At 73.3% G+C, this 24,358-nt stretch carries 20 protein-coding genes; 11 read left to right on the top strand and 9 right to left on the bottom strand.

Annotated elements, in window-relative coordinates; translation table 11 throughout:
- Positions 1-131: 131 nt before the first annotated feature.
- From QCD66_RS15270 to QCD66_RS15260, 3 genes are read left to right on the top strand one after another with little or no spacing between them, the layout of a single operon-like run.
- Positions 132-698: a hypothetical protein gene (locus QCD66_RS15270; RefSeq protein ID WP_357539104.1), complete on the top strand. Its 567-nt coding sequence runs from the start codon at positions 132-134 to the stop codon at positions 696-698.
- A complete protein-coding gene (locus QCD66_RS15265) occupies positions 695-3,433 on the top strand; it encodes an ATP-binding protein (protein WP_375733497.1) in 2,739 nt (912 codons plus the stop codon). The genes QCD66_RS15270 and QCD66_RS15265 overlap by 4 nt, the downstream gene beginning before the upstream one ends.
- On the top strand, positions 3,423-6,038 hold the full coding sequence (locus QCD66_RS15260; protein WP_375733496.1) for a WD40 repeat domain-containing protein: 2,616 nt from the start codon (positions 3,423-3,425) through the stop codon (positions 6,036-6,038). Before QCD66_RS15265 ends, QCD66_RS15260 begins: the two co-directional genes overlap by 11 nt.
- 13 nt (positions 6,039-6,051) lie before the next feature.
- On the opposite strand, the gene QCD66_RS15255 is transcribed toward QCD66_RS15260, so the two are convergent.
- From QCD66_RS15255 to QCD66_RS15215, 9 genes are all read right to left on the bottom strand, one after another.
- A complete protein-coding gene (locus QCD66_RS15255; RefSeq protein WP_375733495.1) occupies positions 6,052-7,902 on the bottom strand; it encodes a putative dsRNA-binding protein in 1,851 nt (616 codons plus the stop codon).
- A 123-nt stretch (positions 7,903-8,025) separates the two neighbouring features.
- Complete coding sequence (locus QCD66_RS15250; protein ID WP_375733494.1) at positions 8,026-8,400, bottom strand: signal peptidase I; 375 nt, start codon at positions 8,398-8,400, stop codon at positions 8,026-8,028.
- Entirely contained in the window at positions 8,400-9,380 is a 981-nt protein-coding gene (locus tag QCD66_RS15245; RefSeq protein WP_375733543.1) for a toll/interleukin-1 receptor domain-containing protein, read from the bottom strand. Before QCD66_RS15245 ends, QCD66_RS15250 begins: the two co-directional genes overlap by 1 nt.
- Before the next feature lie 31 nt (positions 9,381-9,411).
- Positions 9,412-10,584, bottom strand: a complete 1,173-nt coding sequence (locus QCD66_RS15240) for a radical SAM/SPASM domain-containing protein (RefSeq protein WP_375733493.1) — start codon at positions 10,582-10,584, stop codon at positions 9,412-9,414.
- A gap of 133 nt (positions 10,585-10,717) precedes the next feature.
- Positions 10,718-11,413 carry a heme oxygenase (biliverdin-producing) gene (locus QCD66_RS15235; RefSeq protein ID WP_375733492.1) on the bottom strand — a complete coding sequence of 232 codons (696 nt, stop codon included), beginning with the start codon at positions 11,411-11,413 and terminating at the stop codon, positions 10,718-10,720.
- Positions 11,397-12,248 carry a heme ABC transporter ATP-binding protein gene (locus QCD66_RS15230; protein WP_375733491.1) on the bottom strand — a complete coding sequence of 284 codons (852 nt, stop codon included), beginning with the start codon at positions 12,246-12,248 and terminating at the stop codon, positions 11,397-11,399. The genes QCD66_RS15235 and QCD66_RS15230 overlap by 17 nt, the downstream gene beginning before the upstream one ends.
- Entirely contained in the window at positions 12,245-13,366 is a 1,122-nt protein-coding gene (locus tag QCD66_RS15225) for a FecCD family ABC transporter permease (RefSeq protein WP_375733490.1), read from the bottom strand. The genes QCD66_RS15230 and QCD66_RS15225 overlap by 4 nt, the downstream gene beginning before the upstream one ends.
- Positions 13,357-14,382: a hemin ABC transporter substrate-binding protein gene (locus tag QCD66_RS15220; RefSeq protein ID WP_375733489.1), complete on the bottom strand. Its 1,026-nt coding sequence runs from the start codon at positions 14,380-14,382 to the stop codon at positions 13,357-13,359. The genes QCD66_RS15225 and QCD66_RS15220 overlap by 10 nt, the downstream gene beginning before the upstream one ends.
- Entirely contained in the window at positions 14,379-15,227 is an 849-nt protein-coding gene (locus QCD66_RS15215; RefSeq protein WP_407567167.1) for a hypothetical protein, read from the bottom strand. Before QCD66_RS15215 ends, QCD66_RS15220 begins: the two co-directional genes overlap by 4 nt.
- 206 nt (positions 15,228-15,433) lie before the next feature.
- Between QCD66_RS15215 and QCD66_RS15210 the strand changes: the two genes are divergently transcribed.
- The 8 genes from QCD66_RS15210 to QCD66_RS15175 all read left to right on the top strand — a co-directional run bounded on the left by QCD66_RS15210 (position 15,434) and on the right by QCD66_RS15175 (position 24,358).
- A complete protein-coding gene (locus QCD66_RS15210) occupies positions 15,434-16,945 on the top strand; it encodes an HtaA domain-containing protein (protein WP_375737288.1) in 1,512 nt (503 codons plus the stop codon).
- Between the two features lie 68 nt (positions 16,946-17,013).
- Positions 17,014-18,066, top strand: coding sequence for a WxL protein peptidoglycan domain-containing protein (locus QCD66_RS15205; RefSeq protein WP_375737287.1), 1,053 nt, complete (start codon positions 17,014-17,016; stop codon positions 18,064-18,066).
- Positions 18,063-19,130, top strand: coding sequence for a hypothetical protein (locus tag QCD66_RS15200; protein ID WP_407567166.1), 1,068 nt, complete (start codon positions 18,063-18,065; stop codon positions 19,128-19,130). The genes QCD66_RS15205 and QCD66_RS15200 overlap by 4 nt, the downstream gene beginning before the upstream one ends.
- 180 nt (positions 19,131-19,310) lie before the next feature.
- Positions 19,311-20,537 (top strand): epoxide hydrolase family protein, encoded by a 1,227-nt coding sequence (locus QCD66_RS15195; protein WP_364216849.1) that lies wholly within the window; start codon positions 19,311-19,313, stop codon positions 20,535-20,537.
- A 59-nt stretch (positions 20,538-20,596) separates the two neighbouring features.
- Positions 20,597-21,382 carry an NAD-dependent deacetylase gene (locus tag QCD66_RS15190; protein ID WP_375737215.1) on the top strand — a complete coding sequence of 262 codons (786 nt, stop codon included), beginning with the start codon at positions 20,597-20,599 and terminating at the stop codon, positions 21,380-21,382.
- A 75-nt stretch (positions 21,383-21,457) separates the two neighbouring features.
- Positions 21,458-22,078, top strand: a complete 621-nt coding sequence (locus tag QCD66_RS15185; protein WP_375737214.1) for a TetR/AcrR family transcriptional regulator — start codon at positions 21,458-21,460, stop codon at positions 22,076-22,078.
- Positions 22,075-22,683, top strand: coding sequence for a GNAT family N-acetyltransferase (locus QCD66_RS15180; protein ID WP_375737213.1), 609 nt, complete (start codon positions 22,075-22,077; stop codon positions 22,681-22,683). The genes QCD66_RS15185 and QCD66_RS15180 overlap by 4 nt, the downstream gene beginning before the upstream one ends.
- Positions 22,684-22,975: 292 nt before the next feature.
- The gene (locus QCD66_RS15175; RefSeq protein ID WP_407567165.1) at positions 22,976-24,358 is read left to right on the top strand and encodes an acyltransferase domain-containing protein; all 1,383 of its coding nucleotides are present in this window, start codon (positions 22,976-22,978) and stop codon (positions 24,356-24,358) included.

Raw genomic sequence — 24,358 nt, 5'->3', positions numbered from 1 at the left:
GACCGCTGGAACCGGCCGGTCGGCCCATCCGCGCAACCGGAACCGCTGACGGATTCGCGACCGTCCGATCGGGCTGATCGCGTGACCGCCGGCGGTACGGTGGAGACCTTCACCCCCGGTAGGAGGCCGACGTGCCCGAACCTCTGACGATCGCCGCGGTGAGCGCGATAGTTCTCGCGGAAGGTGTGCGTTTCCTCTACGACCAGACCGGCGCCTGGCTGGAACGCCGACGGGAGCGGAACGCCGCCCGCGCGGCCGGGCAGGAAGAGCCCGCGCAGGAGGTCGTCGCCGTGTCCGGCGGCGAGCAGGTGCTCGACCAGCCGCTGCGGTCGGTGACGATCGACCACGACGTCCTCGCCGAGCGGGAGAGGGAGATCCTTACCGCGCGGGCGATGCTCAGCCCCTACCGGGAGGGCCATCTACCGGCGAGCGGCACGGACCAGGACCTGCTGACGCAGCTCGACACGCTGCGCCGGCTCGCCGAGACGGTCGTCGGGCAGCGGCTGACGTTCGTCGGCGAGCCGCGCGAGGCCACCGGCGTACGGGTGAAGCTCAAGCAGGACGTCAAGAAGCTGCGGCAGCCGCTGCGCGCCGTCCACGGTGAGCTTCCGGCCGGCAGCTACGAGATCGACCAGGTCGTCGAGGAAGCGGACGGCCCCGTGACCGGATTGGACTTCACCCGGCCCACCGCTGGATGAGGCCACAGGACTTCGTCGGCTGGCTGCAGGGGGCACTGACCGGCACCAGGCCGGTGCTCTGCCTCACCGGCCTGGCCGGCCTCGGCAAGCGGCAGCTTCTGCGGGAGGCGGCGAGCCAGCTCGGGCACCACATACGACCGGCCGAGGTCGATCTCGTCTGGCTCGACGATCCGGGCACCGACGAGCGGGCGCTCAGCCTGCTCGCCCCGTTCGGCGAGGCGGTCGCCGCCGCCGGCACCCAACCACCGCCGGCACCGCGACGGTCCACGCTGCTGCTGACCGCCGACCTGGACGCGTTGCGGGACCGTAACCCGCCGCTCGCCGACCTGGTGGCGCGGGCGGTGCGCAGCGTGACCGACGTGCACCGGCACCGGCTGGCGCTGGTCGTGGGCATGGCGCAGCGTCCCGCCGAGCCGTTCCAGGGCAGGGTGGAGCAGGTCGGTTTCATCCAGCCGCGCACCACCGCCCTCCACCACGTCACCGCCTGGGCCCGCCACGATTCCGCGCAGGACGTCCTGCTGGTCACGGGTCGCCCGGGTGCCGGCAAGAGCACGCTGGCGCGTACGGTCCTGCACCGGCTCGCCGACGAGACCGGGGTGACGGTCGCCTACGCGACGGTCTGGGACCAGGTGGGACAGGCCGGCGGCCCGGCCGTACGGGAGAGCGAACTCGTGCACGCGGTCGCCGACGTGATCGGCCGCGACGCGCCCGAGGCGCTGCTCGCGCACGGTGCGACCTTCATCAAGCTGACCCAGCAGGTCGGCAGCGGCACCGCCATCGGTGTCAACAAGCCGGTCATCGCCACCCCGACCCTGGGCTTCCTCTACGGGGTGCTGGAGGCCCGGGCCAGGATCGCGCGGGAACGTGGCGACGAACCGGACACGCTGGTCCTCGTCGTCGACGCGGTGGACGACCAGCGCCGCGACGCGGAGAGCCTGCGGGTGCTCACCGAACTGCTCACCCGGTACGCGGACTTCGCCCGCTGGGGTCTGCGCCTCCTGCTGTTCTCCCAGTACCCGCCGGTCGGCTTCCCGCCGGACGGGCCGTACCCGCGTCGGCTCGACCTCGCCGACAGCGCCGACGCCGACATCGGCGAATACGTCCTGACCACGCTCACCGATCCGGCGCTGGCCGTACGGCTTCGCGCGGAGCGGATGGACGCCGTCGCCGCCGCCGTGGTGCGCCGCTGCGCGGGCCAGTTCCTGGTCGCCGCCGGTTACCTGGCGGAGATCCGGGCGGCCGGGCAGGTGCCGGCCGACCTGTGGCGCTCCGAACCGATCGGGAGCCTGGTCGACTACTACCACGGCGCGCTACCCCGGCTGCTCGGCCGTGACCTGGGTCCGGGTGCCTGGCCGGAGCGGGTGCTGCGGGACAGCGAACGGGCGTTGTTCATCGCGGCGACGACCCGGCACGGCCTCACCGAGACCGAGATGTCCCGGGTGTGGACGGTCGCCGACGAGCCCGGCCGGAGCCGGCCGGGCTCGCAGACCTGGCGCGGGGCCCGGGAGAACGTCCTGCGTGGGCCGGTACGGGAATACCTGGTGCTGCCGGATCCGGCGGCGGGTGCCGAGCCGGCCGGTCGGGTGATGCTCTTCCATCCGGCGGCCGCGGCGGCGGTACGGGCCATGGCCGCCTCCGACAGTGAGTGGACCGGCGCCGACCTGGAACGGCGCCGGTTCGTCCGGGCACTCACCCCGCTGTTCCCCGAAGGGGTCGAGTGGGATGCCCGTACCGGCCGGCTCGCCCTGGCCGAGACGCCGGCGCGGCTCGCCGAGATCATCGACGCGGCGGCCGAACTCGGCCACGACGACGAGGACCTGGCGCTGTGGCAGGGCCGGCTGGCACTGCTGGTCGAGTCATGGGAGTGGCTGGAAGCCTGCCTGCTGGCTCCCGCGCCCGCCGCCGGCGACATCCCGCTCGGCCTGGACGCCGCCATCGCCGGCCTGACGGTGACCCAGCGGCTCCTGGACACCGGGCGGCTCGCGTCGGGGCTGCTGTCCGCGCGGAGTGTCCCGGTCCTGCCGAGGCCGTCGCGGGTCATCGCGAGCGCGCCACCGCCGGTGGAGGAATCGGCGGAGACGCCGGCGCCCGGCCAGCGCCGGTACGCGGTGCTGGGACAGGGCGAGATCGTCGCCTTCCTCACCGGCGAACTCCGTTACACCAGCCGGGCCGAGGCGGTGGCCTCACTGCAGCGGCTGCGCGAGGTCTACCCGATCGCCCGGCGCGAGGACGACGACGGTGACTCGGTGCGGCTGTGGGTGAAGTGGTTCGGGCTGACCATCCAGGACTGGGAGGCCGGCTTCGTCGGCCACTACGTCGACCTGGAGCCCGAACCCGTCGGGGCCGGCCAGTGGCGGATCGGCGTGCACAAGCACCGCGTCGACCGTATCGACCGGCATCCGGAGCGGCGTTCGCCGGGACAGGCACACCCGAACTGGGGTCACCGGGTGCTGCGCAGGGCGTTGGGGAGTCCGCGGCCGCAGCAGCGGCCGCAGATCTTCGCCACCCGTGCCGAGGCCGAGTCCCAGCTCGACACCCTGCGCGAGGACTACCCGCTGAGCACCGCCTGGCGGGCCGGGCGACTGGGCGTCCTGGTCTACGAGGGGTGGCGCCGGGAGCGCAGCGAGAAGCCGACACACCAGTACTCGCTGCGGATCGAGGCGACCGTCGGCGGCTACGTCGTGCGCGCGGTCGACGAGGACTTCGACCCGGAGGGCGGCCCCGATGAACTCTAGCGTCGGGCAGCTGCTCGGCCTGCTCAGGGCCGCCGCGGCCGAACTGCCGGAGCTGAGCGTCGAGTCGGCCGGCGGGGCCCGGGCCACGCTCGCGCAGCAACTGCTCTACACCACCCGGACCAGGGCCGACAGCCCGGACGGAAGACCGCGTACGGACCTGATCGCCCCGGTGATCGCCGCCCGGGTCGACGACCTGCTCGGCTCCGGCATCCCCGCGCCGGCACTGATCACCCGCTATTCCACCAGCTGGCTGCGGCACCGCTACCGGATCGGGCGGGGCGCGATCTCGGCGGTGGCGGTCGGCGACGACGCGTCCCTCGTCATCGCCAGCGGCGACGACGGGACACTGTTCGGCTGGCGGGCGGACAGCGGCCCGGGCTGGCGACCGGTCGGCGAACTGTCCGCTCCGGCCACCGCCGTCGCACTGGCCCCCGGGACCGGAGACGTCGCCGTCATCGGTGACCAGAGCGGGGCGGTCCACGTCGTCGACCTCGCCGACGGCTGGGGGCCGGTCGTCCGGCTGGGCGCCCACGCAGGCATCGTGCACGCGGTCTGCGCCACCGGCACCCACCTGTTCTCGGCGGGTGTCGACGGCCAACTGCTGCGGTGGGACCGGCGGGCTCCGGACGCCGGCCCCGAGGTGTTCGCCGACCTGGGCGAGGAGATCTTCGCGCTCGCCGCCACCGACGACCACGTCCTCGCCGCGGACGCCCGGGGTCGGCTGCACCGCTGGAGCCATGCCACCGGAGAGGGCCACGTCGTCGGCGACCACGGTCGGCCGACCGTCGTCACCGGACTGGTCGCGGCCCGCTCCGGGGAGTGGGTGGTCAGTTGCGGATACGACGGCACGATCCGGCGCTGGCCGGTGGCCGACGGTGCCGGTGAGCCGTCGATCGTCGGCCGGCACAAGGGCCGGCTCTGGCGCGGGGTGCTGACCGCCCACGACACCTGGGTCGTCGCCAGCACCGGGGTGGGCACGTTGCTGTCCTGGCCCGTCGACGGCAGTGCCGCGGCCGGTACGGTCGTCGGCGCCCACGACCGTACGGTGACCGCCCTGGGCGCGGCACGCGACGGCACCGTGATCAGCGGTGGTCGCGACGGGCTGCTGCTGCGCTGGTCGGGCGTCGGCGACCGGGCGGCGGCGGGGCGGCCGGGCCGGACGCGAAGCGAGGAGCCCGAGATCCGGGCGATCGCCGTGACCGGTGACCAGCGGACGGCGGTCACGGGTGGGCGCACCGGCATCCACCGCTGGCCGCTGGACGGCCCGGAGCTGCCGGCGCCGGAACGGATCGCCGATGTCGACGTGCGGACGCTCGTGCGGTTGCACGGCACCCGCGACGAGTTCGTCGCCCTGGTACGCCCCGCACCGCCCCCGCCGGAGCCGGACGAGGCCGGCGAACCCGGCGAGACCAGCGAGACCGCCGAGGCCGTTGCGACCAGCGGACCCGGCGAGACCGGTACGACCGGCGGACCCGGGCAAGCCGACGAGACCGGCGCGACCGAGCAGCCGGTCCGCACGGGCGACGAGTTGCAGTTGTGGACGCTGGCCGGCGGCGAACCGACGGTGCTGCTGCGGTCGAAGCCGAGCGACGCGCCGTACTACCGGCTGGCCGCCGTGCCCGGCGCCCGTGCGGTGATCGCGACCAGGCAGAACGGCAACGTCGAACGCATCGACATCGGGCGGGGCGGCCAGGTCGACGTGATGCGGCTCGGGTGGCACCGCAGCGGCCGGGCCCGGGCGGTGGCCGTCACCCCCGACGGGGCGGCGACGATCACCACCAACAACGGCCTCGAGGTCTTCCGGTGGAGTGCGCTCGGCCCGGGTCTGCCCCGGCCGTTCAGCGGATACCACGCCCGGGTCACCGCGATCGCGGTGACCCCGGACGGCGGCTTCGTCATCGCCGGGGACGAGCACGGCCGCACCATCGTCTGGTCGCTGGACGACCACCGGGTGGCGATGCAGTTGCACGAGGGGCGCAGCCGCTCCGCCGTACGCGACATCGTGGTCGACCCGGACAACCGCTGGGTCGCCACGGTCGCCGACGACGGTGCGGTCCGGTGCTGGCGCTGGCCGGTGGCCGGGCTGCCCGCCGGCAGCGAACTGATCCCGGTGGCGCTGCCCAGGGCGCTGGCCGCCGTTCCCGGTGGCTTTCTCGTCGCCGACCGCTACGGCGGCCTGACGAGGGTGGACGTCCGGCTGGCCGAGGAGCCCGAGTTCGGTGTCGACGCGCAGGCGCCGGCCGGGCCGGTGGAACTCGTCGTCGTCATCGACAACTGGGGGCTGGGCCGGCTGGCCCGCCAGGGCCGCCGGATCGACCAGACGGGCCTGTCGCGCCGGATCGCCGGCGGGCGGACCGCCCGGAGCATCATCGTCTGCCCGGACATTCCGGAGCTGCGCGGAATGCGTTCGGCGCTGCGGGCCAAGGGCCTCCGGTTGCACAATGTGGACCGCGACCGGAACGCCCAGTACGGCCAGATCAAGGCGCTGCTGGTGGAAGAGTTGGCTCAGGGGCTGCCGGTGGTGCTGCACAGCACCGACCGGCGGCTGTTCGACCGGGTCGAATTCCTCCAGGGAGACCTGAGCTTCGACTCCGAACTGGACTGAGCCGGGCGCCCGGTCACCGGTCGGCGATCCGGGCGAGAGCGGCGCGGACGGCGCTCGCGAGCGGTCCGCTCGGCCCGCCGGCCGGTGGCGCCGGTTCCGGTCGGGCGGCGCCCGCGCCGCGCAGGGCGTACGCGTAGGCGGCGGTGAGGTCGTCCGGCAGGCAGGGTGAGATGTCGTCGTCGACCAGCCGGTCCACCGCCGCCGCCCAGGCGAGGAGGTCGTCCGGGGCATCGACCAGGTGCAGCCCGAACAGCTTCCGCTTGGCCCACTTGCGCCACAGGGCCGGTTCGGCGGCGAAGGCGGTCGCCTGGTGGGCGACGAGGAACCGTAGGGCGGCCGGGTCGTCGACGTGGTGCGGAACCGGAAGCGCGAGGCTGTCGGTCAAGGCCAGGAAGAGTTCGGCGGCGTGGTTGTTCGCGACGGACTGGCTGCGCCCGTCCGGACCGGCCAGGGTCACCACCTCGCCGGTGGCGAGGCTGTGCAGGTCGACGACGGTGCGGTAGCGCGGCTCGTGCTCCGGCCCGTGCCGGCTGACCTGGTACTGGGCGTGCAGGTCCAGGGCGGTGCACAACGTGTCGAAACGGGTCCGGCCGTCCTCCTGCCGGGCGCCGCCCGGCGCGATCGTGTCCCACGCCGCCTGGTAGGACCGGGACCACCTCTCACCGAGCGGGGCGAAGTCGTTCGCGGCCAGCGCGGCGCCGTACAGGGCCTGGAACGCGGCCGCGGCCACGGTGACGCTGGACTGCTGCTGGGCCTGGCCGGCGCCGAGCAGCAGTCCGGGGCCGGCGTCGATCAACTCCAGCGCCCGGGCGTACATCGTGCCCTCGGGGGTGGCCAGGGACAGGCTGTCGACGGCGCCGGTCAGCAGCACCGTCCGGACGATCGACAGGTAGTACTCGTACATCACTGCCCGGGCGCCCAGGGCGGTGAGGGCCTGGTTGTCGCGCTGGCCGTACTTGCGCAGCAGGGCCTGGTTCTCGTGCGCCCACGAGCCGTGGATGAGCGCCTGGGAGAACAGGCCGAGGCAGCGGTCCGGCAGGCGGAGCGTGCGGCGCAGCCGAAGCACCACGGCCATGTGGGCGGTGGACTCGTCGACCGGCTGCGGTTCGGGGCGGCTGTCGCCGACCGCCGACCGCTGGGCCGCGAGCAGCCCCGGACTGTGCGTACGGATGAAGTCGAGGGCGGCGGCCTGGCTGGCGGCCTTCTTGTTGCTCGCCGTTCCGGTGCCGCTGCGGCCCGTCGCGTCGGTGACCACCGCGTGGTAGACCAGCGCGTGGCCGGGGCCCTCCTGGTGGTATTCGAAGCGGGTCGACCCTTCCGGCAGCGACTCCTGCAGCAACTGTTTCGGATTGCCGGTGCCGCCGCCGTCGTCGCGGATCTCGGCCAGGAGGCCCGCCATCAGGTTCTCGGCGGTCCGGGTCTCGCCGACCAGGCACAGCAGGCCCAGCAACCGGTTGAACAGTGCCGCGAACACGCGGTCCGGGACCGGTCCCCGCCCCAGGCTCTGGCCCAGCACCGCGGACTCGCGCAGCCAGTCGAGGCGGGCCGCCCAGCCGGGGAAGGCGGCCGCCAGTCGGGTCACCTCGCGGTGCAGGTGCCGCTGGTCGGCGCCGGGGTTGCGATAGGCGGCGATGGTGGCCGTATGTTGCTGGAAGATGGAACCGAGGGTTTCCAGCGCTTCCAGGTAGCGCGGGTCGGGCGGGTCCGGCCGGTGCCGGTCGTCGTTCAGATAGGACCGGTGGGTCAGCGTCAGGCGGACCGCGTCGACGAGTTCGTCGCCGGGGGTGGTGAGTCCCGCGCCGGCGAGTGCTCCCAGGGCGGGGGCGACCAGATCCGGCAGCCCGTGTCCCTTGCCCTTCAGCACGCCAAGATCCATCGCACGCCCGCTTTCTGCCGCCCGGCTGCCGGTGGCACGTACACCGTAGGCGGTGCCACCCACGGGGTGGAACCGGACCGTCGGGAAGCCAACCCGTACGTCGGGCGGCCCTCATCCGTCAGCCGGCCACCTGACGGTCAGCACCGTGGAGTCGGTCACGGCGTGCCAGCTGTGCGCGACCCCGGGGCCGTACAGCACGTAGTCGCCGCAGCGGCTCAGCAGCACATGTCGTCGCTTGGTCGGAAACTCCATCACGAACGAGCCGGTGACCAGCACGGCGGCGCTGCCGACGCCGGCACCGTCGCTGATCCCGTCCCGGCGCTCACCGGCGCGGTGCACGCCCCACTTGAGTTCGACGCGGTCGGTGCGCCGGATGCCGGCCCTCTCCAGGAAGGGGCCGACGAACCATCCCCCGGCCCGCCCCGACTCGGCGGCGTTACCGACCGCGAAGTCGCCTTCGTCGGCCGCCCGCTGCGTGGACGCCATCACTGCTCACCTCGGCTCGGACCGGTGGACGAAATCACGGGTGGACGGGTGTGCAGCATGGCGTCGTGCACCTTGAACACGCTTCTCAGCAGGCCGTCGCCGTCGCCGGAACGCAGTTCGATCGCGAACCGCTCGGCGAAGCTCAGACTGGCCCCGAACTCCAGGAAGCCGTACGCGCCCGCGGCGTCGTGCAGGTGGACGAACGAGAAGGTCGGCGCGTTGGGGAGGAAGTAGACCTCGAACGAGCCGTCCGACCCGGGCGCTGAGGAGATCTTGCGGAACTTCTCGACCGCCGCACCGACGTCGAGGTGGGCGTAGTCGGCGGGCACCATCCAGCCGTCCGGAGCGAGGGCCGGGTCGACCAGTGCGAAGCGGGCGCGTACGCCCTTGTGGGTCACGCAGTCCTGGATCGCCTGGAACTCACGGGCCCAGCTCTCCAGGCTGCGCCCGACGACCAGCAGCTCGGTCTGCGGAAGGACACGGTCGAGCAGGTCCCGGACGCCTTGCCGGGCGATGTTCGTCCGGCCGGTGAAGATCCGCTCGACGCCGAGCCGGCGCAGCCGGCCGAGAGATATCCGGTCCTTCCAGCCCGCCTCGACCGCCCGCACGATCAGCCGGTCCCACGGCCGGTGGGCCGGATCCACGAAGCTCAGCCGGTCCAGGGAGGCCAGCGTGCCCGGCAGGGTCAGCCCCGGCTCGTAGAGGACGGGCACCACCGGCACCCCGAGTGCCATCGCGTACGCCCACTCGAATGTCACCTCCACCGACGCGACCGACCGGCCGGTGCAGACGACGACCACGAGCGACGCCCGGTCCAGCGCCGACGTCACGACGCGGCGCCACTCGTCACCGGCGCGGATCTCGCCGGTGTCGAGGAACGAACTGACGCCGGCCTGCGAGAGCCGGTCCCGCAGCGAACGGGCAAGGTCCTCGTCGGCACGTGCGTAACTGATGAACACCAGCCCGTCGCCGGCGGCCATGGTCACCCCTCTCCTGAACAGCGGGTCACCGCTAGAGGAACGGCGCCGCGGCGCCGCCGGGCGCCGGGCCGCCCGTACGGCCGGCGGTCAACGCGGTGTTCATCTGGAAGAACCGGGTGCAGGTGCCGCATTCGTGGTGTCCGGCGCCCGGCAACTCGTGGACCGTCGCGCGCAGGAGATCGCCGAGCCGGTCGAGCACCGCGTCACCGTCGTCGAAGACGTTGCCGGCGCGGTAGGCCGGCCGGGACCGCCAGGCGTCGTCGGTCTCGGTGCGGGTGTCGGCCTGGAGGTAGTCGCACGGATAGACGTCGCCGATCGGGTCGATGACCAGGAAGAACAGCGGTACGAAGCAGCGGGCCGCGTGACGTAGGTAGTGGCCGCGTACGGGCCTGCCGGTGGCGACGTCGGTCGCGTCCAGCTCGTCGAGCAGCGCGGCGAACCGCACCAGGTTGGTGCGCGGGCGGTCGGGCAGCGCCCCGGCCAGCCCGGCCACCTCGTCACGTATGCCGGACCACTCGGCGGCCGTCGGCACGTAGCGGCGGCGCGGATCCGAGCCGTGCGGCAGTTTGAACAGCAGCACGTCGACGTCGAGCTGCCGGGCGAGCGTCACCATCGGACCGATCTGGTGCATGTTGCGGCGCTGCACGACGAAGTTGACCCCGACGGCGGCGCCGGTGTCGGCCGCCCGCAGCCCGCGGATCCCGGCGGTGGTCGTGTCGAACAAGCCCTCGACGCCGCGGATGCGGTCGTGGACCTCCCGCGAGGCGCCGTCGATCGAGAAGCGGATCCAGGACAGGCACTCGTCGACCAGGCGGACCGTCTGCGGCGTGATCGGCACACCGCCCTCGCTTATCAGGCCGACGCGGATGCCGGCCGCGCGCAGGCCGTACGCGATCCGGTCGAGGTGCGGGTGCAGCAGGGGGTTGCCCCCGCCGAGCGTCACCGTACGGACCCGCCACCTCTGGAGCGTCGCGATCAGCAGGTCTATCCGCGCGGGGTCGAGGTCGGGCCGCTCCTTCCAGGTCCACTGTGCGCAGTGCGTGCAGCGCGCGGCGCAGCGGAGGGTGACGTCGAGGTGGACCGACAGGGGTCTCGGCGCGGGTCCACCGGCGCGGAGCCAGCGCAGCCCGGCGTCGACGGCCTCCGCCGGAATCCCGCCCCCGGCACCACGGAGCAGGTCCTGGTTGGCCGGCAACGGTGCCATCCGACTCTCCCATGCAGGACATCGACCATTGGCACACTGAGCGTAACCACCCCGTCGCCGCCCCACCAGGGTGCACATCGCGCCGACCGACGGGGCCGGACAGGAGCGCCCGTCCCGCCCCGCGCACCGGCCGTCAGCCGGCCGGTTCCCCGAGCCTGCGCGGGTACGGCCGGGCCGCCTGTGCCAGCTCCGCGAAGACCGCCCGGTTGAGGTCGAAGGCGACGACAGCCTCGCCGGCCATCCGGTCGAGCTCCTCCGGGGTCAACGGCAGCGCGTCCAGCCGTTCGCGGTACTCCCGCTTGAACCGCCCCCGGCTGGGGATGCGGTCGAACTCGTAGAACCTCGTGCCGCGCCCGGCCGGGAACTCGTACGTCTCACGGATCGCCTTCGCCACGACGGCGCCCCCGGACAGGTCGCCGAGGTACCGGGTGTAGTGGTGGGCGATGAATCCGGCCGGCCAGGTGAAGCAGACCTCCCGCAGCCGCTGCCGGTACGCCTCGGTCGCCGCGCCCGCGGCGCTCTCCTCGCGCCAGCCCGGGCCGCGAAGGTAGTCGAGGTCCTCGACCAGCACGGGCAGGCGGGTGAGTTCGTCGGCGACGAACGGTCCGGCGACCGGGTCGTCGCGCATCGCGCCGGCCGCCTCCTCCAGGACCTCGTAGATGAAGTAGTGCTGGGTGACCAGGAGCGCGTAGCCCTCCACGGCGAACTTCCCGGCGATCAGGTCGGTCACGTAGGTGGTCGACTCCGCGGCCTGGTGGGCGGCGTCGGTGGCGGCGCGCAGCCGGGCGGCGATCCCGGCGTCGGCGGCGGCGTCAAGGGTGTCGGTCATCTGCATTCTCCGTCGTTCGGATCGGTAGCACCAGGCGGGTGCCGGTGCGGGGATGGAGCACGATCTCGATGTCGTGTTGATAGGTCCGGCTGAGCTGCTCCGCGGTCAGCACCTCGGCCGGGGGGCCGTCGGCGACCAGGCGGCCCTGGGCGAGCAGGGCGATCCGGTCGGCGTACGCGGCGGCCAGGGTGAGGTCGTGCAACACGACGACGACGGCGTTGCCGGCCGCCGCGCGGTCGCGGGCGATGCCGAGCACCAGTTCCTGGTGGCGTACGTCGAGCGCGGCGGTCGGCTCGTCGAGCAGCAGGATCGGGGCCCGCTGGGCGAGCACCCGGGCGAGCGCGACCCGGGCCTGCTCCCCGCCGGAGAGGCTGGGGAACGGCCGGTCGGCGAGGTGTTCGATGTCGGCCAGGCGCAGCGCCGTGGCGACGGCTTCGGTGTCTTCGGCCTGTTCGGGCCGGCCGGCCCAGGGGGCCCGGCCCATGTGCACGACGTCGGCCGCGGTGAACGGGAAGGCGACGGTGGCCCGCTGGGGCAGCATCGCCCGGCGGCGGGCGAGTTCGATCGGCCGCCACGCCGACAGCGGCGTCCCCTGGATCCGGATCTCGCCGGCGGTGACGGGTAGGTCGCCGCAGAGGGCGGCGAGCAGGGTCGACTTGCCGGCGCCGTTCGGCCCGACCAGGGCGAGCACCTCGCCGGCGCGGACCCGCAGGCTGACGTCGTGCAGCACCGGCCGGCCGCCGAGCCGGACGTGCAGTCCGTGCGCGGCGACCGGCGGCTCCGATGTGGATGGTGCCGCCTTGGCGGCCCGGTCGCCGCGCCGCCACCGGGTCATGCCCAGCCTCCGGCGCGGGCCCGGGTGCGGCGCAGGAGCCAGAAGAAGCAGGGGCCGCCGATCAGCGCGGTCAGCACACCCAGCGGCAGTTCCTGATAGTCGATCAGGGTGCGGGCGACGAGGTCGCCGGCGACCACGACCGCCGCCCCACCCAGCGCGCTGGCCGGGACCAGGATGCGGTGGCCGGGGCCGGTCACCATCCGGATCAGGTGGGGTACGACCAGGCCGACGAAGCTGATCACGCCGGTGAACGCGACAGCGGACGCGGCCAGCAGCGCGGTGACGGTGATCATCACGATGCGCAGCCGCTCGACGTCGACGCCGAGGTGCCGGGCCGGTCGCTCGCCGAGGGCGAGCAGGTCCAGCCGCCGCGCGGCGGCGACCGAGGCGGCGATGCCGACGGCCGCGCAAGGCGCGGCGACCGCGACGGCCGCCCAGTTGGCCTGGGCGAGGCTGCCCAGTTGCCAGAAGGCGACGGCGCGTACGGCGTCGGCGTCGCCGAAGAACATCAGCACTCCGAGCAGCGCGCCGGCCACGGCGTTGACCGCGATGCCGGTCAGGACCAGGGTGACGACCTCGGTACGGCCGTTGGACCGGGACAGCGCGTAGACCAGGAACGTGGTGAGCAGGCCGCCGCAGAAGGCGGCCGCGGCGACCGTCCAGCCGCCGGCGACGGAGACTCCGGTGACGATGACGGCGGCGGCGCCGACCGCGGCGCCGGAGGAGACGCCGATGACGCCGGGCTCGGCGAGCGGGTTGCCGAAGACGCCCTGCATGACGGCGCCGGCGCAGCCCAGTGCGGCGCCGACGACGACGGCCAGCGCGACGCGGGGAAACCGGACGACCCACAGGGCGTTGTCGCCCTGTGGTGCGGTGGGTGTCGGCCCGATCGGCAGGCCGAGACGGTGCAGGATCGAGCCGAGGACCTCGTCCGGTGGTATCCGTACCTGTCCGGTGCCGGCGGCGACCAGGCAAAGCAGCGCGAGCAGGCCGAGCAGGCCGGCGACCAGCAGCCAGCCACGGCGGCGAGCGCGTCCGGTCGGCCGGGGCCGCTGTTCGGTGCCGGCCGGTGGCGGTGCGGCGGTGGGCGGCCGCTCGGTGGTCGGGTTCAACGGCATGAGCGGTAGACCGCCTCGGCGAGTGCCGCGATCGCCGGCCCGGTCCGGGCGCCGAAGTTGAGCAGGAGGCCGTCGTCCATGTCGACGATGCGCCGGTTCTGGCCGGCCGGGGTCTGGCCGACGCCGGGCATCGCGATCAGGCCGTCGACACCTTTGACGGATTCCAGCCCGTGGGTCATCACGAGGATGACGTCGGGCGCGGCGTTGATCAGTCCTTCGCTGGTCAGCGGGCGGAACTTGACCAGTCCGATCTCGGTGCCGGCGTCGACCGCGCCGATCGCCCGGATCATCTCGTCGGATCCGGCGCCCTCGCCGCCCATGAGGAACACCCCGGCGGTGCCGCGCAGGTAGAGGAAGGCGATGCGCAGGGGGCGGCCGGACGGTGCCTGCCGGCGGGCGCCGGCGATCTCGCCCTCGACCCGGGCGACCAGCTTCTCCCCGCTCTGCGGCACGCCGAGCGCGGTGGCGATGGCCCGGATGTGGCGGGAGATCGCCGGCAGGGTCTGTTCGTCGTCGACGAGGACGACGGCGATTCCGGACCGGCGGAGCTGGTTGAGCACCTCGGGGGGTCCGATGCTGTTGTCGGCGATGACGACGGTCGGGTCGAGGCGCAGGATCGCCTCGCCGGACAGGTCGTGGCCGGCCGGGGTGACCACCGGCAGGTGGGCGGCGGCGGCGAGAGTGGTGGAGGTGTCCCGGCCGACGACCCGGTCGCCGAGGCCGAGGCTGAAGACGATCTCGGCGATGGACCCGTACAGGTTGACCGGCAGGATGCGGCTGGCGTCGGTGACGGTGACGTCGGTGCCGTCGGCGGAGGTCACGGTGACCGGCAGGTGGCTCGGCGGGTTGTCGTCGACCGGGGTGACGTCCTGGTCGGGGAGCCGGGCGGTGGCGGGGCCGCAGCCGACCGCGGGGTCCACGCCGGACGCGGTGGCGCCGGTCGGTCTCGGGGCACAGGCGGTCAGTGCGAGCAGCGCGATCCCGCCGAGGGTCGCGACCAGGCGCCGGCCTCTCACCGTTCCCCCCGCCGGCGCCGGAACCGCAGGACGAGCAGGAGGGCCACCACTCCGGCGAGCGCGATCAGGGCGGCGTTCCACCAGCGGTCGGCGGCGGTGCTCTGGCTGACGCGGGTGACGTCGGCGGCGGCGGTCGCGGCACCGTCGGCCGCGGGTGCGCCGCCGGGGGTGGCGGCGGAGGCGGTGGCCGCGACGCCGGCGGTGGCGGACTGGGTTGCGGTGGTCGGGGCGCCGGGTGCCGGGGTCGTACGGCCGGGGCCGGGGTTGCTCGGGTTCGCGGCGGGAGGGGGCGGGTTGCCCGGTGCCGGCTGGGCGGCGGCGAAGGTGACGGGTACCCGGACGTCCTGGGAGCGGTCGGCGGTCCGCAGGTGGTCGGTGCGGGTGACGACGGCGCAGCGGGTGACGGTGCAGTCGACGTCGCCGATCTTGGTGCTGACCTTCACCTGGACGGAAAAGGACCCGCCGGGCCCGTACGGGATGGCGAGTCCTTCTCCGTACGCGGGTGGGTTGGACGAGATCCATTGTGATGCGCCGGAGTTGCCGGACATGTCGATGCCGCCGCCGCAGGGCGACGGCGCGGCGCCCGCGCCGTTGTCGACGCAGAAGGCGACGTAGATGCCCTTGTTCGTGTCGTAGCCGGTGCCGGAGACCGAGACCGTCTCGCCCTGCCGGTTGATCCCGGTCGTCTTGCTCACGGTCAGTCGTTGTCCGTTGGCGCCCTGGCCGACGGTCTCCGCCCACGCCGGGGCGGGGGCGAGCCCGACGGCGGTGACCGCGGTGGCGCAGAGCAGGGCCAGCGTCGGGCCGGTGCCGACGAGGCGTCGAAGGTTGGGACGGGATGGCATCAGACTCTCCACGCTCTCCACGCGAGACAGCTTAGGACTGCCTAACCTAAGTCCATCACCCTTAAAGATCAAGTCGGTCGACCGGGCAGTTCAGACCCACCGGGACCGGCCGAATCCCCACCGGAACGTCGAGTTGACGTGAGGTTGGGTGAGGCTAACCTAAGTTGCTCTTGGGGATCTCCCCCGACCTGACGAAAGGAAGCAACATGGGCAGACTCAGCGCCGGAACCAGCCGGCGCAGTCCGCTACGTTGGGTGACGGCCGCCGTACTCGGTGGGGCCACCGCCCTCTTCGTGGTCACCCCGGCGTCGGCAGCCCCGGTGGACGTCACCGCCGGCAGCCTCGACTGGGGATTCAAGGCGTCGTTCCGCAACTACGTCGCCACCGGAAACGGCAACCCGCCGATCGCGGTCAGTGACGGGGCGACCCGCAACACCGACGGCACGTTCCGGTTCTCGTTCCGCGACGGCAACTACGACGCCGCCGCCGGGACGGCGACCGTCCACTACGACGGCACGGTCGTCTTCTCCTACCCGTCGCACTTCTTCACGATCACCATGGCCAACCCCACGGTGGTCCTCAGCGGTGCGGCCGGGTCGCTGCGTGCCGACGTCGACCTGACGGTCACCGGCGGCGGCTTCGAACCGATCTCGGTCGACCAGGCCGAGATCGCGACGCTGGCCACCGGCAGCCCACAGTCCGAGGGCCCCACCGTGACCTGGTCCAACCTGGCCACGACGATGACCGAGATCGGGGCGTCGGCGTTCGCCGGCTTCTACGGTGCCGGCACCGCCCTGGACCCGGCGACCGTACGGATCACCGCCGGCGGCGGCGCGGCCGCACCGACCGTCACCGTCAACCCCGCAACCGGCATCGACCCGGCGGGTACGACGGCGACGGTCACCGGTTCCGGGTTCGACCCGCAGGCGGCGAACGGCAGCGGGATCTACGTCGCCTTCGGCCCGAAGAACGACGCCGACTACTGGGTCAACTCGCGCCGCTACAAGTCGGTCAAGTGGGTCAACAAGAACGTCACGACGCCGAGCGGCGGCCAGGACGTCCTGAACGCCGACGGCACGTTCGACACCACGCTCGACGTCGCGGCCCGCTACACCGACGGCAACGGCAACGATGTCGACTGCACCGTGGTGCAGTGCTACATCCTGACCTTCGCCGCGCACGGCTCGGCCGACCGGAGCCAGGACACCTTCACCCCGGTCAGCTTCGCCACCCCCGCGGCCGGCAGCGCCGACCAGGAGATCACCGCCCAGGTGCGGCAGACGGGCCCCCTCACGCTCGCCGTGGCGGGTTCGACGGTGGCCCTGTCCGCGGTCGAGCCGGGCGGCACCGCCACCGGTGCCCTCAACACGGTCACCGTCAAGGACCAGCGCGGCACCAACGCGGGCTGGAACCTCGTCGGGCAGGTGGAGCAGTTCACCAGCCCGCTCGGCGGGACCATCGCGCCGGACAACCTCGGCTGGGTGCCGACCGCCTCGTTCGTCAACGACGGACTGGTCAGCACCCCGGGCGTGGTGACTCCGGGTGCCGCGGCCAACCCGGGCGCGGGCACCGGCCTGGGTACGGCCCGTACCCTCTGCTCCTCGGCGGCCGGCGCCAGCGGCGGGCAGTTCGAGTGCGGGGCGCAGCTCAACCTCGGCGTACCGGCGTCCAGCACGCCGGGCGACTACACCGCGACCCTGACCGTAACCCTGTCCTGATCCGCCCCGCGGAGGCGCCCGCCGCTGCGGCGGGCGCCTCCGCGTCATCCCCGTACCGGAGAGTTCCCATGCGGCACCGTTGGCTGCCAGCACTACTCGCGGCGGCGCTCGTCGGCGTACCCACGCCGGTGGCCGCGGCGCCCGAACCTTCCAGCCCCGCCACCGCCCCCACCGATTCCGGAATCACCTGGGCGGTCCAGCCCTCCGACGCCACCGGTCCCACCGGGCGCAGCTACTTCGTCTACGACGCCAGCCCCGGGCAGCGCATCGACGACCAGATCGCGGTCCGCAACCTCGGCCGCACCCCGCTGACCCTCAACCTGTACGGCACCGACGCGTTCACCACCGCCGACGGAAGCTTCGGCCTGCTCCCGGCCAGCCAGCCGCCGACCGGCGTCGGCACCTGGGCGACCATCGCCACCAGGCAGGTCGTGGTGCCGGCCGGGCGCCACGTCGTCGTCCCGTTCCAGCTGATCGTCCCGGCCGACGCCACCCCGGGCGACCACGCCGGGGGCCTGATCGCCTCGGTGACGGCCGCCGGCACGACCGCCGACGGCCAGCGGGTCAACGTCGACCGGCGGGTCGCCGCCCGGATCTACCTACGCGTCGCCGGGCCGTTGACCCCCGCCCTCCAGATCGAGACCCTGCGGGTCACCAGCCACCTGCCGCTCAACCCGCTCGACCGCGGCACCGTGGAGGTGCGGTACCGGCTGCGCAACACCGGCAACGTCCGCATCGCCGGTATGGCCCACGTCGGCGTCGACGGGCCGCTGCGGTGGAAGCTGGCGCGGACCGGCACCGTCGACGTACCGGAACTGCTGCCCGGCGGGGTGACCGAGGTGACCGAACGGATCACCGGCCTGCCGGCCGCCGGCCGCCTCGACGTCGCCGTCACCGTCACACCCTCCACCATGGACGTACCGCTGCCGGCGGTGACCCGTACGCACGGGGTCTGGGCCGTCCCCTGGGTCCTGCTGGTCCTCGGCCTGCTCGCCGCCGCCCTGGCCGTGGGGGCGACCCGTCGGCGCAAACCCCGCACCGCCGGCCGCGCCGCGTCGGCGGCCGACACCGACGGGCGCCCGGCCGACACCGCGACGACACCGGCCGGCCGGCCCGGATGACCCGCCACCCTTCCCCAACCGCCGGCCATCCCCCAGCCGCCGGTTATCCCCTAGCCGCCGGCCAACCTCCAGCCGCCGGCCATCCTCCAGCCGCCGGCAATCCCCTAGCCATCGGCCGATCCTCAACCGCCGGTCGGGCCCGGCCAGGCCGGCGCGGCACCCGGTTCGCGACCGGAGCCGCGGCGCTCGCGGTCGCGGCCGCCCTGGGCACGCCCGTCGCCGCGGCGGCCGAGCCGACCGCCGGCCCGCCGACGATCGGGATCGACCGCGCGGAGGTCGCCGTCGGCGCCCAGCTCACCGTGACGCTGACCGGCTGGCCGGCCGGCCTGGTCAACATCGAACTGTGCGGCAACGCCGGGCGGCGCGGGTCGGCCGACTGCGCCGTCACCTCGGCGGTCCAGGTCGCGGTCACCGGAAACCGGCCGGCCCGTACCCGGCTGCGGGTCGCCGCCCCACCGGCCGCCTGCCCGTGCGTCGTCCGCGCGACCAGCCTGGACCAGGGCACGAGCGGAACCGTACCGCTGAGCGTCACCGGCGGCACCGCACCGGCCGCCGCCCCCACGACCGAAACCGGCACGGTGCCGGCGGCGAAACTCGTCGTCACCGAACTGCGGGTGAGCGCGCAGCCGTCCTGGAGCAGCGTGTTCGGAGGATCCGCGCGACAACTGCTCGTGGCGACCGTCCGCAACGACGGCACCGCCCCGGCGGTCGAGCCGGCCGTCTCGGTCACCCTCGGCCGGGGTGACGAACCGACCGGCTTCGTACCCCCGCCGCTGCTGGACACCATCGCGCCCGGCGAGCAGCGGGTCGTCCGGCTGCCCTTCACCATTCCCGCCCCGGCGGTCGGCCGCTACACCGTACGCGGTGAGATCGGCGGGCTCAGCCAGCCGGTCGTCTTCAGCGCGACCGTCCGGAACCACCCGTGGGGGCTGCCCGGCCTCGGCGTCGCGCTCGCCGTCGCCTGGTACGTCCGTTCGCGCCGACGCCCGCTCCGGCCGGCGGAACCGGTGCCGGCCGGCCCGGTCGATCCCGCTGACGGTCGCGCCGGCGGCGACCCGGGATGAAGAGACCCGGTGGTGACGAACACCCCGAACGGCGTCGAACGAGACGACGAACGAGATTGTTCGGATGCCCCACGGCCCACGCTGACGGCGCTCTAGTGTCGGCGGAAGGGCTGGCCGGAAAGGCCGGGCGGACATGATCCGCGCTCGACCTTCCAAAGAGGACGGGAGCAGGAGACCGACGTGGCTGTCAAGACCGAAGCACCGACGCGCACCGCACAGATCCGGCCGTTCACGGTGGAGATCCCGCAGGCGGCACTCGAGGACCTGCGCCGGCGCGTCGCGGCCACCCGCTGGCCCGAGAAGGAGACCGTCGGAGATCAGTCGCAGGGCGTACCGCTCGCGACGATCCAGGCCGTCGCGCGCTACTGGGAGAGCGACTACGACTGGCGGAAGGTCGAGGCGAGGCTGAACGACCTGCCGCAGTTCACGACCGAGATCGACGGGCTGGACATCCACTTCATCCACGTCCGCTCGAAACACGACGACGCGCTGCCGCTCATCGTCACCCACGGATGGCCCGGTTCGGTGATCGAACAACTGAAGATCATCGGACCGCTCACCGATCCCACCGCCCACGGTGCCAGCGCCTCGGACGCCTTCCACCTGGTGATCCCGTCACTGCCGGGCCACGGCTTCTCCGGCAAGCCGACCACGCCCGGGTGGGGCCCCGAGCACGTCGCCCGGGCGTGGACCGAGCTGATGAAGCGCCTCGGGTACGCGCGGTTCGTCGCGCAGGGCGGCGACTGGGGCGCGATCATCACCGACCTGATGGGCGTGCAGGCACCGCCGGAACTGATCGGCATCCACACCAACATGCCGGGCGCGGTCCCACCGGACATCGACAAGTTGTTCCAGGGCGACATCACCGGGGCGAACAACGCACTCGGCTCGCTTCCTTCCGGCCTCTCCACCGAGGAACGGCGCGCGTGCGAGCAACTGGACTTCGTCTGGAAGCACGTCGCCTACTCCCTGATGATGGGTACGCGGCCGCAGACGCTGACCGGACTGGCGGATTCACCCGTCGGCATGGCGGCCTTCCTGCTCGACCACGACGCGCGCAGCCTGGAGCTGATCTCCCAGGCCTTCACCGGTCGCCCCGGCGGCCTCACCCGGGACGACGTCCTCGACAACCTCACGCTCTACTGGCTGACGAACACGGCGGTGTCCGCGTCCCGTCTCTACGCGGAGAACAAGCTCTCGTTCTTCGCCACCAAGGGTGTCGCCACGCCGACCGCCGTCAGCGTCTTCCCCCACGAGCTGTACCAGGCCCCACGGACCTGGGTGGAGACGGCGTACCCCGGTCTCGTCTACTACAACGAGCTGGACAAGGGCGGGCACTTCGCGGCCTGGGAGCGACCGGACGCCTTCTCGGAAGAGGTCCGCGCCGGCTTCCGGCCGCTGCGCTAGTTTCGGCCGGCGACGGCACGGCACGTGGACGAGCCTCCGCCGATGGCAGGATTTCCCGGATGGAGAGTGTTCTTCCGGGTGCCGCCGCACTCCTCGGGCAGGCTCGTCGGGTCGTCGTCTTCACCGGCGCCGGAATCTCGGCCGAGAGCGGCGTGCCGACCTTCCGTGACGACCTCACCGGGCTCTGGGCCCGGTACGACGCCGAGCAACTCGCCACCCCGGAGGCGTTCCACGCGGACCCGGACCTGGTCTGGGGCTGGTACGAGTGGCGGCGCGCGCGGGTGCGCCGGGCCCGGCCCAACCCCGGGCATCTGGCCACGGCCGCGATCGAGGACCTGGTCCCGGGCACCGTCGTCGTCACCCAGAACGTCGACGACCTGCACGAGCGGGCCGGCTCCCGGGCCCCGGTCCACCTGCACGGCAGCCTGTTCGCACCCCGCTGTGTGGGCCGGGCCGCCCACCCCGCCGCCTTCGCGGACCCGGCGGACGACGCCGCCGATCCGGGCGAGGGCAGCCGGCTGGCACCGCCCCGGTGCGGGCACTGCGGGGCGCTCGTACGGCCCGGGGTGGTGTGGTTCGGCGAGGCGCTGCCGGAGGCCGCGTTGACGGCGGCGGCCGAGGCCGCCGCCACCTGCGACGTGCTGCTGACCGTCGGCACGTCCGGCGTGGTGTACCCGGCCGCCGAGATCCCCCGGATCGCGGCCCGTTCCGGGGCCACCGTCGTGCAGGTCAACCCGCTGCCGACACCGCTCGACGCGATCTGCGACGTCAACCTGCGCGGCTCCGCCGCCCGGATACTCCCGACCCTGGTCGAGGCCGCGTGGGGTGCCGCCGGCAGGACGTGAGGACCGCCCGGAAACCGGCAGGCCGACCCACCTCTGTACAGTGAACATCGGTTCACTGAATGATGGGAGGGGCCGGTGCCACGCTCGGCGGCCCGTAACGAGGCGATGCGCGCGGCCACCCGCGAGGCCGTGTTGACCGCCGCAGTTCGGCGGTTCGCCCAGCACGGGTTCGCGGCGACGAACATGCGCGACATCGCCCGCGAGGCCGGGGTGAGCACCGGTTTGATCTACCAGCACCACGCGAGCAAGGACGAACTCTTCACCGAGGTGGTCACCCGGGCGGCCGACGGCCTGTTCGCGACCGCGCGCACCCTCACCGGGGACGGTGACGCGGCGTCCGTGCTGCACGACTTCACACGGCGTTTCCTCGCCGACATCGCCACCGACAGGGACGCCGCGGAGTTCTTCATGGTCGTCAACCAGGCTTTCCTGGCCGACGAGCCGGCGGGCGTCCGCGACCGCCTCCGGCCCGGTCATCAGGCGTTCAGACAGGCGCTGACCGAGGTCATCCGGCGCGGTCAACGCCGGGGCCGGTTCGGCGCCGGGGATCCTGCCGAGATGGTCCTCTGTTATCTGGCACTGCTCAGCGGCATCGTCACGACCAGACTCGCCCTGCCCGACGAGGTGAGCCTGCCCAGCCCGGAGGCGGTCCTGCGGGTGCTCGCCCCCACGGACACCGATCGGAGCGACCGATGACCGACGTCGTACGGGGAGACGAACTCGGCGAGGAGTCCCGCCGGCCGATCACCGAGGTCCTCGTCGGCGGATTCGCCGAGGACTTCGCGTACTTCTCGCCCGACCCGGCGAAGGTCGCCGACGCGTTCGCGCACATGATCCTGCCCGGACGCTTCCACGTCGCCCTCGTCGACGGGAAGCCCGCCGCGGTCGCCTCCCTCACCACCGGGGAGCAGCAGTGCTTCGCCCCGAAGCGGCGGGAGTTCCGGCGGCACCTCGGATTCGTCCACGGCACGATCAGCCATCTGGTGGTCCGCAGTCAGTTCATGGGTGTTCCCGACGACGCCGGCGAGGACGTCGCCGAGATCGGTTTCGTCACGACCGCCCCCGCCCATCAGGGGCGCGGGGTGGCCACGGCACTGCTCACGCACCTGCTCGCCCTGCCGGAGCACCGGACGTACGTCCTGCAGGACATCAAGGACACCAACGTCGCGGCCCTCGCCCTCTACCGCAAGCTCGGCTTCACCCCGTACCGGCGGCGTCCGGTGCGGTTCGCCCGGCGCGCCGGGTTCACCGAGTACGTCTCGATGAGACTCGAACAGCGTCCACCATCTCCGGCGGGCTGACCGTCGGGCCGCACCGGCACTTGCTCCCGCCTTCGGAACCGGCGGCGTCGGACCCACCGCGCGAGACCGTCATCGACCGGTCCGCAACTTTCGATGATCCGGCACATGAGCCGTTGAGCTGCCGTAGCTTCTAGGTATGCCTGATCCATGCGGATAACTGGCGGTTTGCACGACCAGTTGCCACCTCGATCCGAGAGTGTGTCCCGCCTCCAGGCCGTGGAGATGCCGGGCGCCCCCATCACCGACTGACTGGCCCGTGGCGTGAGCCGGGCACCACAGCAGGAGGCTGTACATGAGATCTCGACGTGCGCTGTTGTTTCCCGGTCAGGGCGCCTACCTTTCCGGCGTACTGATGGAACTCGCGGACGACGCGGCCGTCCGCGACGTCCTGGAGACGGTGGACCTGGTGGCCCGGCAGAACGGGAACGAACCGGTCTCGCCGTTGTTGCTCGACGCCGGTGCCGTGCCGGCCGACGAACTCGCCGGCACCGACCCACCACGGGCCCACCTGGCGATCTTCGCCACCTCCGTCGCCCTGTACCGGCTGCTCACCGACTCCACCGACGCACGCCCGGACGTGCTGCTCGGCCACAGCTTCGGGGAGATCGCGGCACTGACCGCGGCGGGAGCGCTCACGGTCGAGGACGGCGCCCGGATGGTCGCGGCCCGCGACGCCGCCTGCGCCCGGCGGCGACCGCCGGACGGCGGCATGGTGAGCCTGTCGGCCGGGGCGACCCGCGCCGGTGCCATGTTGACCGCCCTCGGCACGTGGGAGGTCGAGGTGGCGGCGGTCAACGCGCCGCGGCAGACGGTGGTGTCCGGCCCCGAGGAGGAACTGTCCCGGGTCGAGGCCCTGGCCGCCGTTGCCGGGGTGCGGGCGCGGCGGCTGCGCGCGCCGTACCCGTTCCACAACCGCGTACTGCGTCCGGTGGCCGAGGAGTACGCCGCCGGGCTGCGGGACATCACCGTCCGGCCACCGGCGGTACGCGTCTTCTCCGCCATCGGCCTGCGCTACTACACCGCCGACGACGACCTCCGCCAGGCGCTGGCGTCGCACCTGACGACACCGGTGCGCTTCGCCGACGCCGTACGCGACCTGTACGAGCAGGGCGTCGAGACCTTCGTGGAGTGCGGCGCCCGGTCCATCCTCACCGACCTGGTGGGACAGAACCTGTCCGGGGTCACCACGCACGCCCCGCTCAAGCAGCGCGTCGGCGCGGCGTCGGCCGTCGCCGCGGCCCGGGGCGGCGCCGCGCCGGCACCCCCACCGCCGCCGGTGCCGGCCACCGACGTGCCGCCCGCGCCGCCGGAAGCGGCCGCACCGCCGGAAGCGACCGGGCTGCCGGAAGCGACCGGGCTGCCGGAAGCGACCGGGCTGCCGGAAGCGACCGGGCTGCTTCCGGCCGGGCTGCCGCCCCGCGACGAACTGATGGCCGTGCTGCGCCGGGAGTACGCCGAGGCACTGGACTATCCCGAAGACGTCTTCAGCGACGACGCGGACCTGGATGCCGACCTGGGCGTCGACTCGCTGAAGCAGGTCGAGATGTTCGCCCGGCTCAGGAACCGCTTCGGCCTGCCTGCACCCGGCGCGGACGTACGGGTGACCAGCTTCCGGACGCTGCCGGCCGTCGCCGACGGCCTCGTCCGGCTGTCGTCGTCGCGGGCGACGGCGTAG

The organism is Polymorphospora sp. A560 (genome assembly GCF_045781765.1).
GTDB lineage: Bacteria > Actinomycetota > Actinomycetes > Mycobacteriales > Micromonosporaceae > Polymorphospora > Polymorphospora lycopeni.
This window is presented reverse-complemented; position numbering and strand designations above follow the sequence as displayed.

Bases quoted from the DNA above. Each gene is read 5' to 3' on its own strand.
- QCD66_RS15265 (WP_375733497.1), top strand. From the start codon at position 695: ATGAGGCCACAGGACTTCGTCGGCTGGCTGCAGGGGGCACTGACCGGC.
- QCD66_RS15260 (WP_375733496.1), top strand. From the start codon at position 3,423: ATGAACTCTAGCGTCGGGCAGCTGCTCGGCCTGCTCAGGGCCGCCGCG.
- QCD66_RS15250 (WP_375733494.1), bottom strand. From the start codon at position 8,400: ATGGCGTCCACGCAGCGGGCGGCCGACGAAGGCGACTTCGCGGTCGGT.
- QCD66_RS15245 (WP_375733543.1), bottom strand. From the start codon at position 9,380: ATGGCCGCCGGCGACGGGCTGGTGTTCATCAGTTACGCACGTGCCGAC.
- QCD66_RS15240 (WP_375733493.1), bottom strand. From the start codon at position 10,584: ATGGCACCGTTGCCGGCCAACCAGGACCTGCTCCGTGGTGCCGGGGGC.
- QCD66_RS15235 (WP_375733492.1), bottom strand. From the start codon at position 11,413: ATGACCGACACCCTTGACGCCGCCGCCGACGCCGGGATCGCCGCCCGG.
- QCD66_RS15230 (WP_375733491.1), bottom strand. From the start codon at position 12,248: ATGACCCGGTGGCGGCGCGGCGACCGGGCCGCCAAGGCGGCACCATCC.
- QCD66_RS15225 (WP_375733490.1), bottom strand. From the start codon at position 13,366: ATGCCGTTGAACCCGACCACCGAGCGGCCGCCCACCGCCGCACCGCCA.
- QCD66_RS15215 (WP_407567167.1), bottom strand. From the start codon at position 15,227: ATGCCATCCCGTCCCAACCTTCGACGCCTCGTCGGCACCGGCCCGACG.
- QCD66_RS15210 (WP_375737288.1), top strand. From the start codon at position 15,434: ATGGGCAGACTCAGCGCCGGAACCAGCCGGCGCAGTCCGCTACGTTGG.
- QCD66_RS15205 (WP_375737287.1), top strand. From the start codon at position 17,014: ATGCGGCACCGTTGGCTGCCAGCACTACTCGCGGCGGCGCTCGTCGGC.
- QCD66_RS15200 (WP_407567166.1), top strand. From the start codon at position 18,063: ATGACCCGCCACCCTTCCCCAACCGCCGGCCATCCCCCAGCCGCCGGT.
- QCD66_RS15190 (WP_375737215.1), top strand. From the start codon at position 20,597: ATGGAGAGTGTTCTTCCGGGTGCCGCCGCACTCCTCGGGCAGGCTCGT.
- QCD66_RS15180 (WP_375737213.1), top strand. From the start codon at position 22,075: ATGACCGACGTCGTACGGGGAGACGAACTCGGCGAGGAGTCCCGCCGG.
- QCD66_RS15175 (WP_407567165.1), top strand. From the start codon at position 22,976: ATGAGATCTCGACGTGCGCTGTTGTTTCCCGGTCAGGGCGCCTACCTT.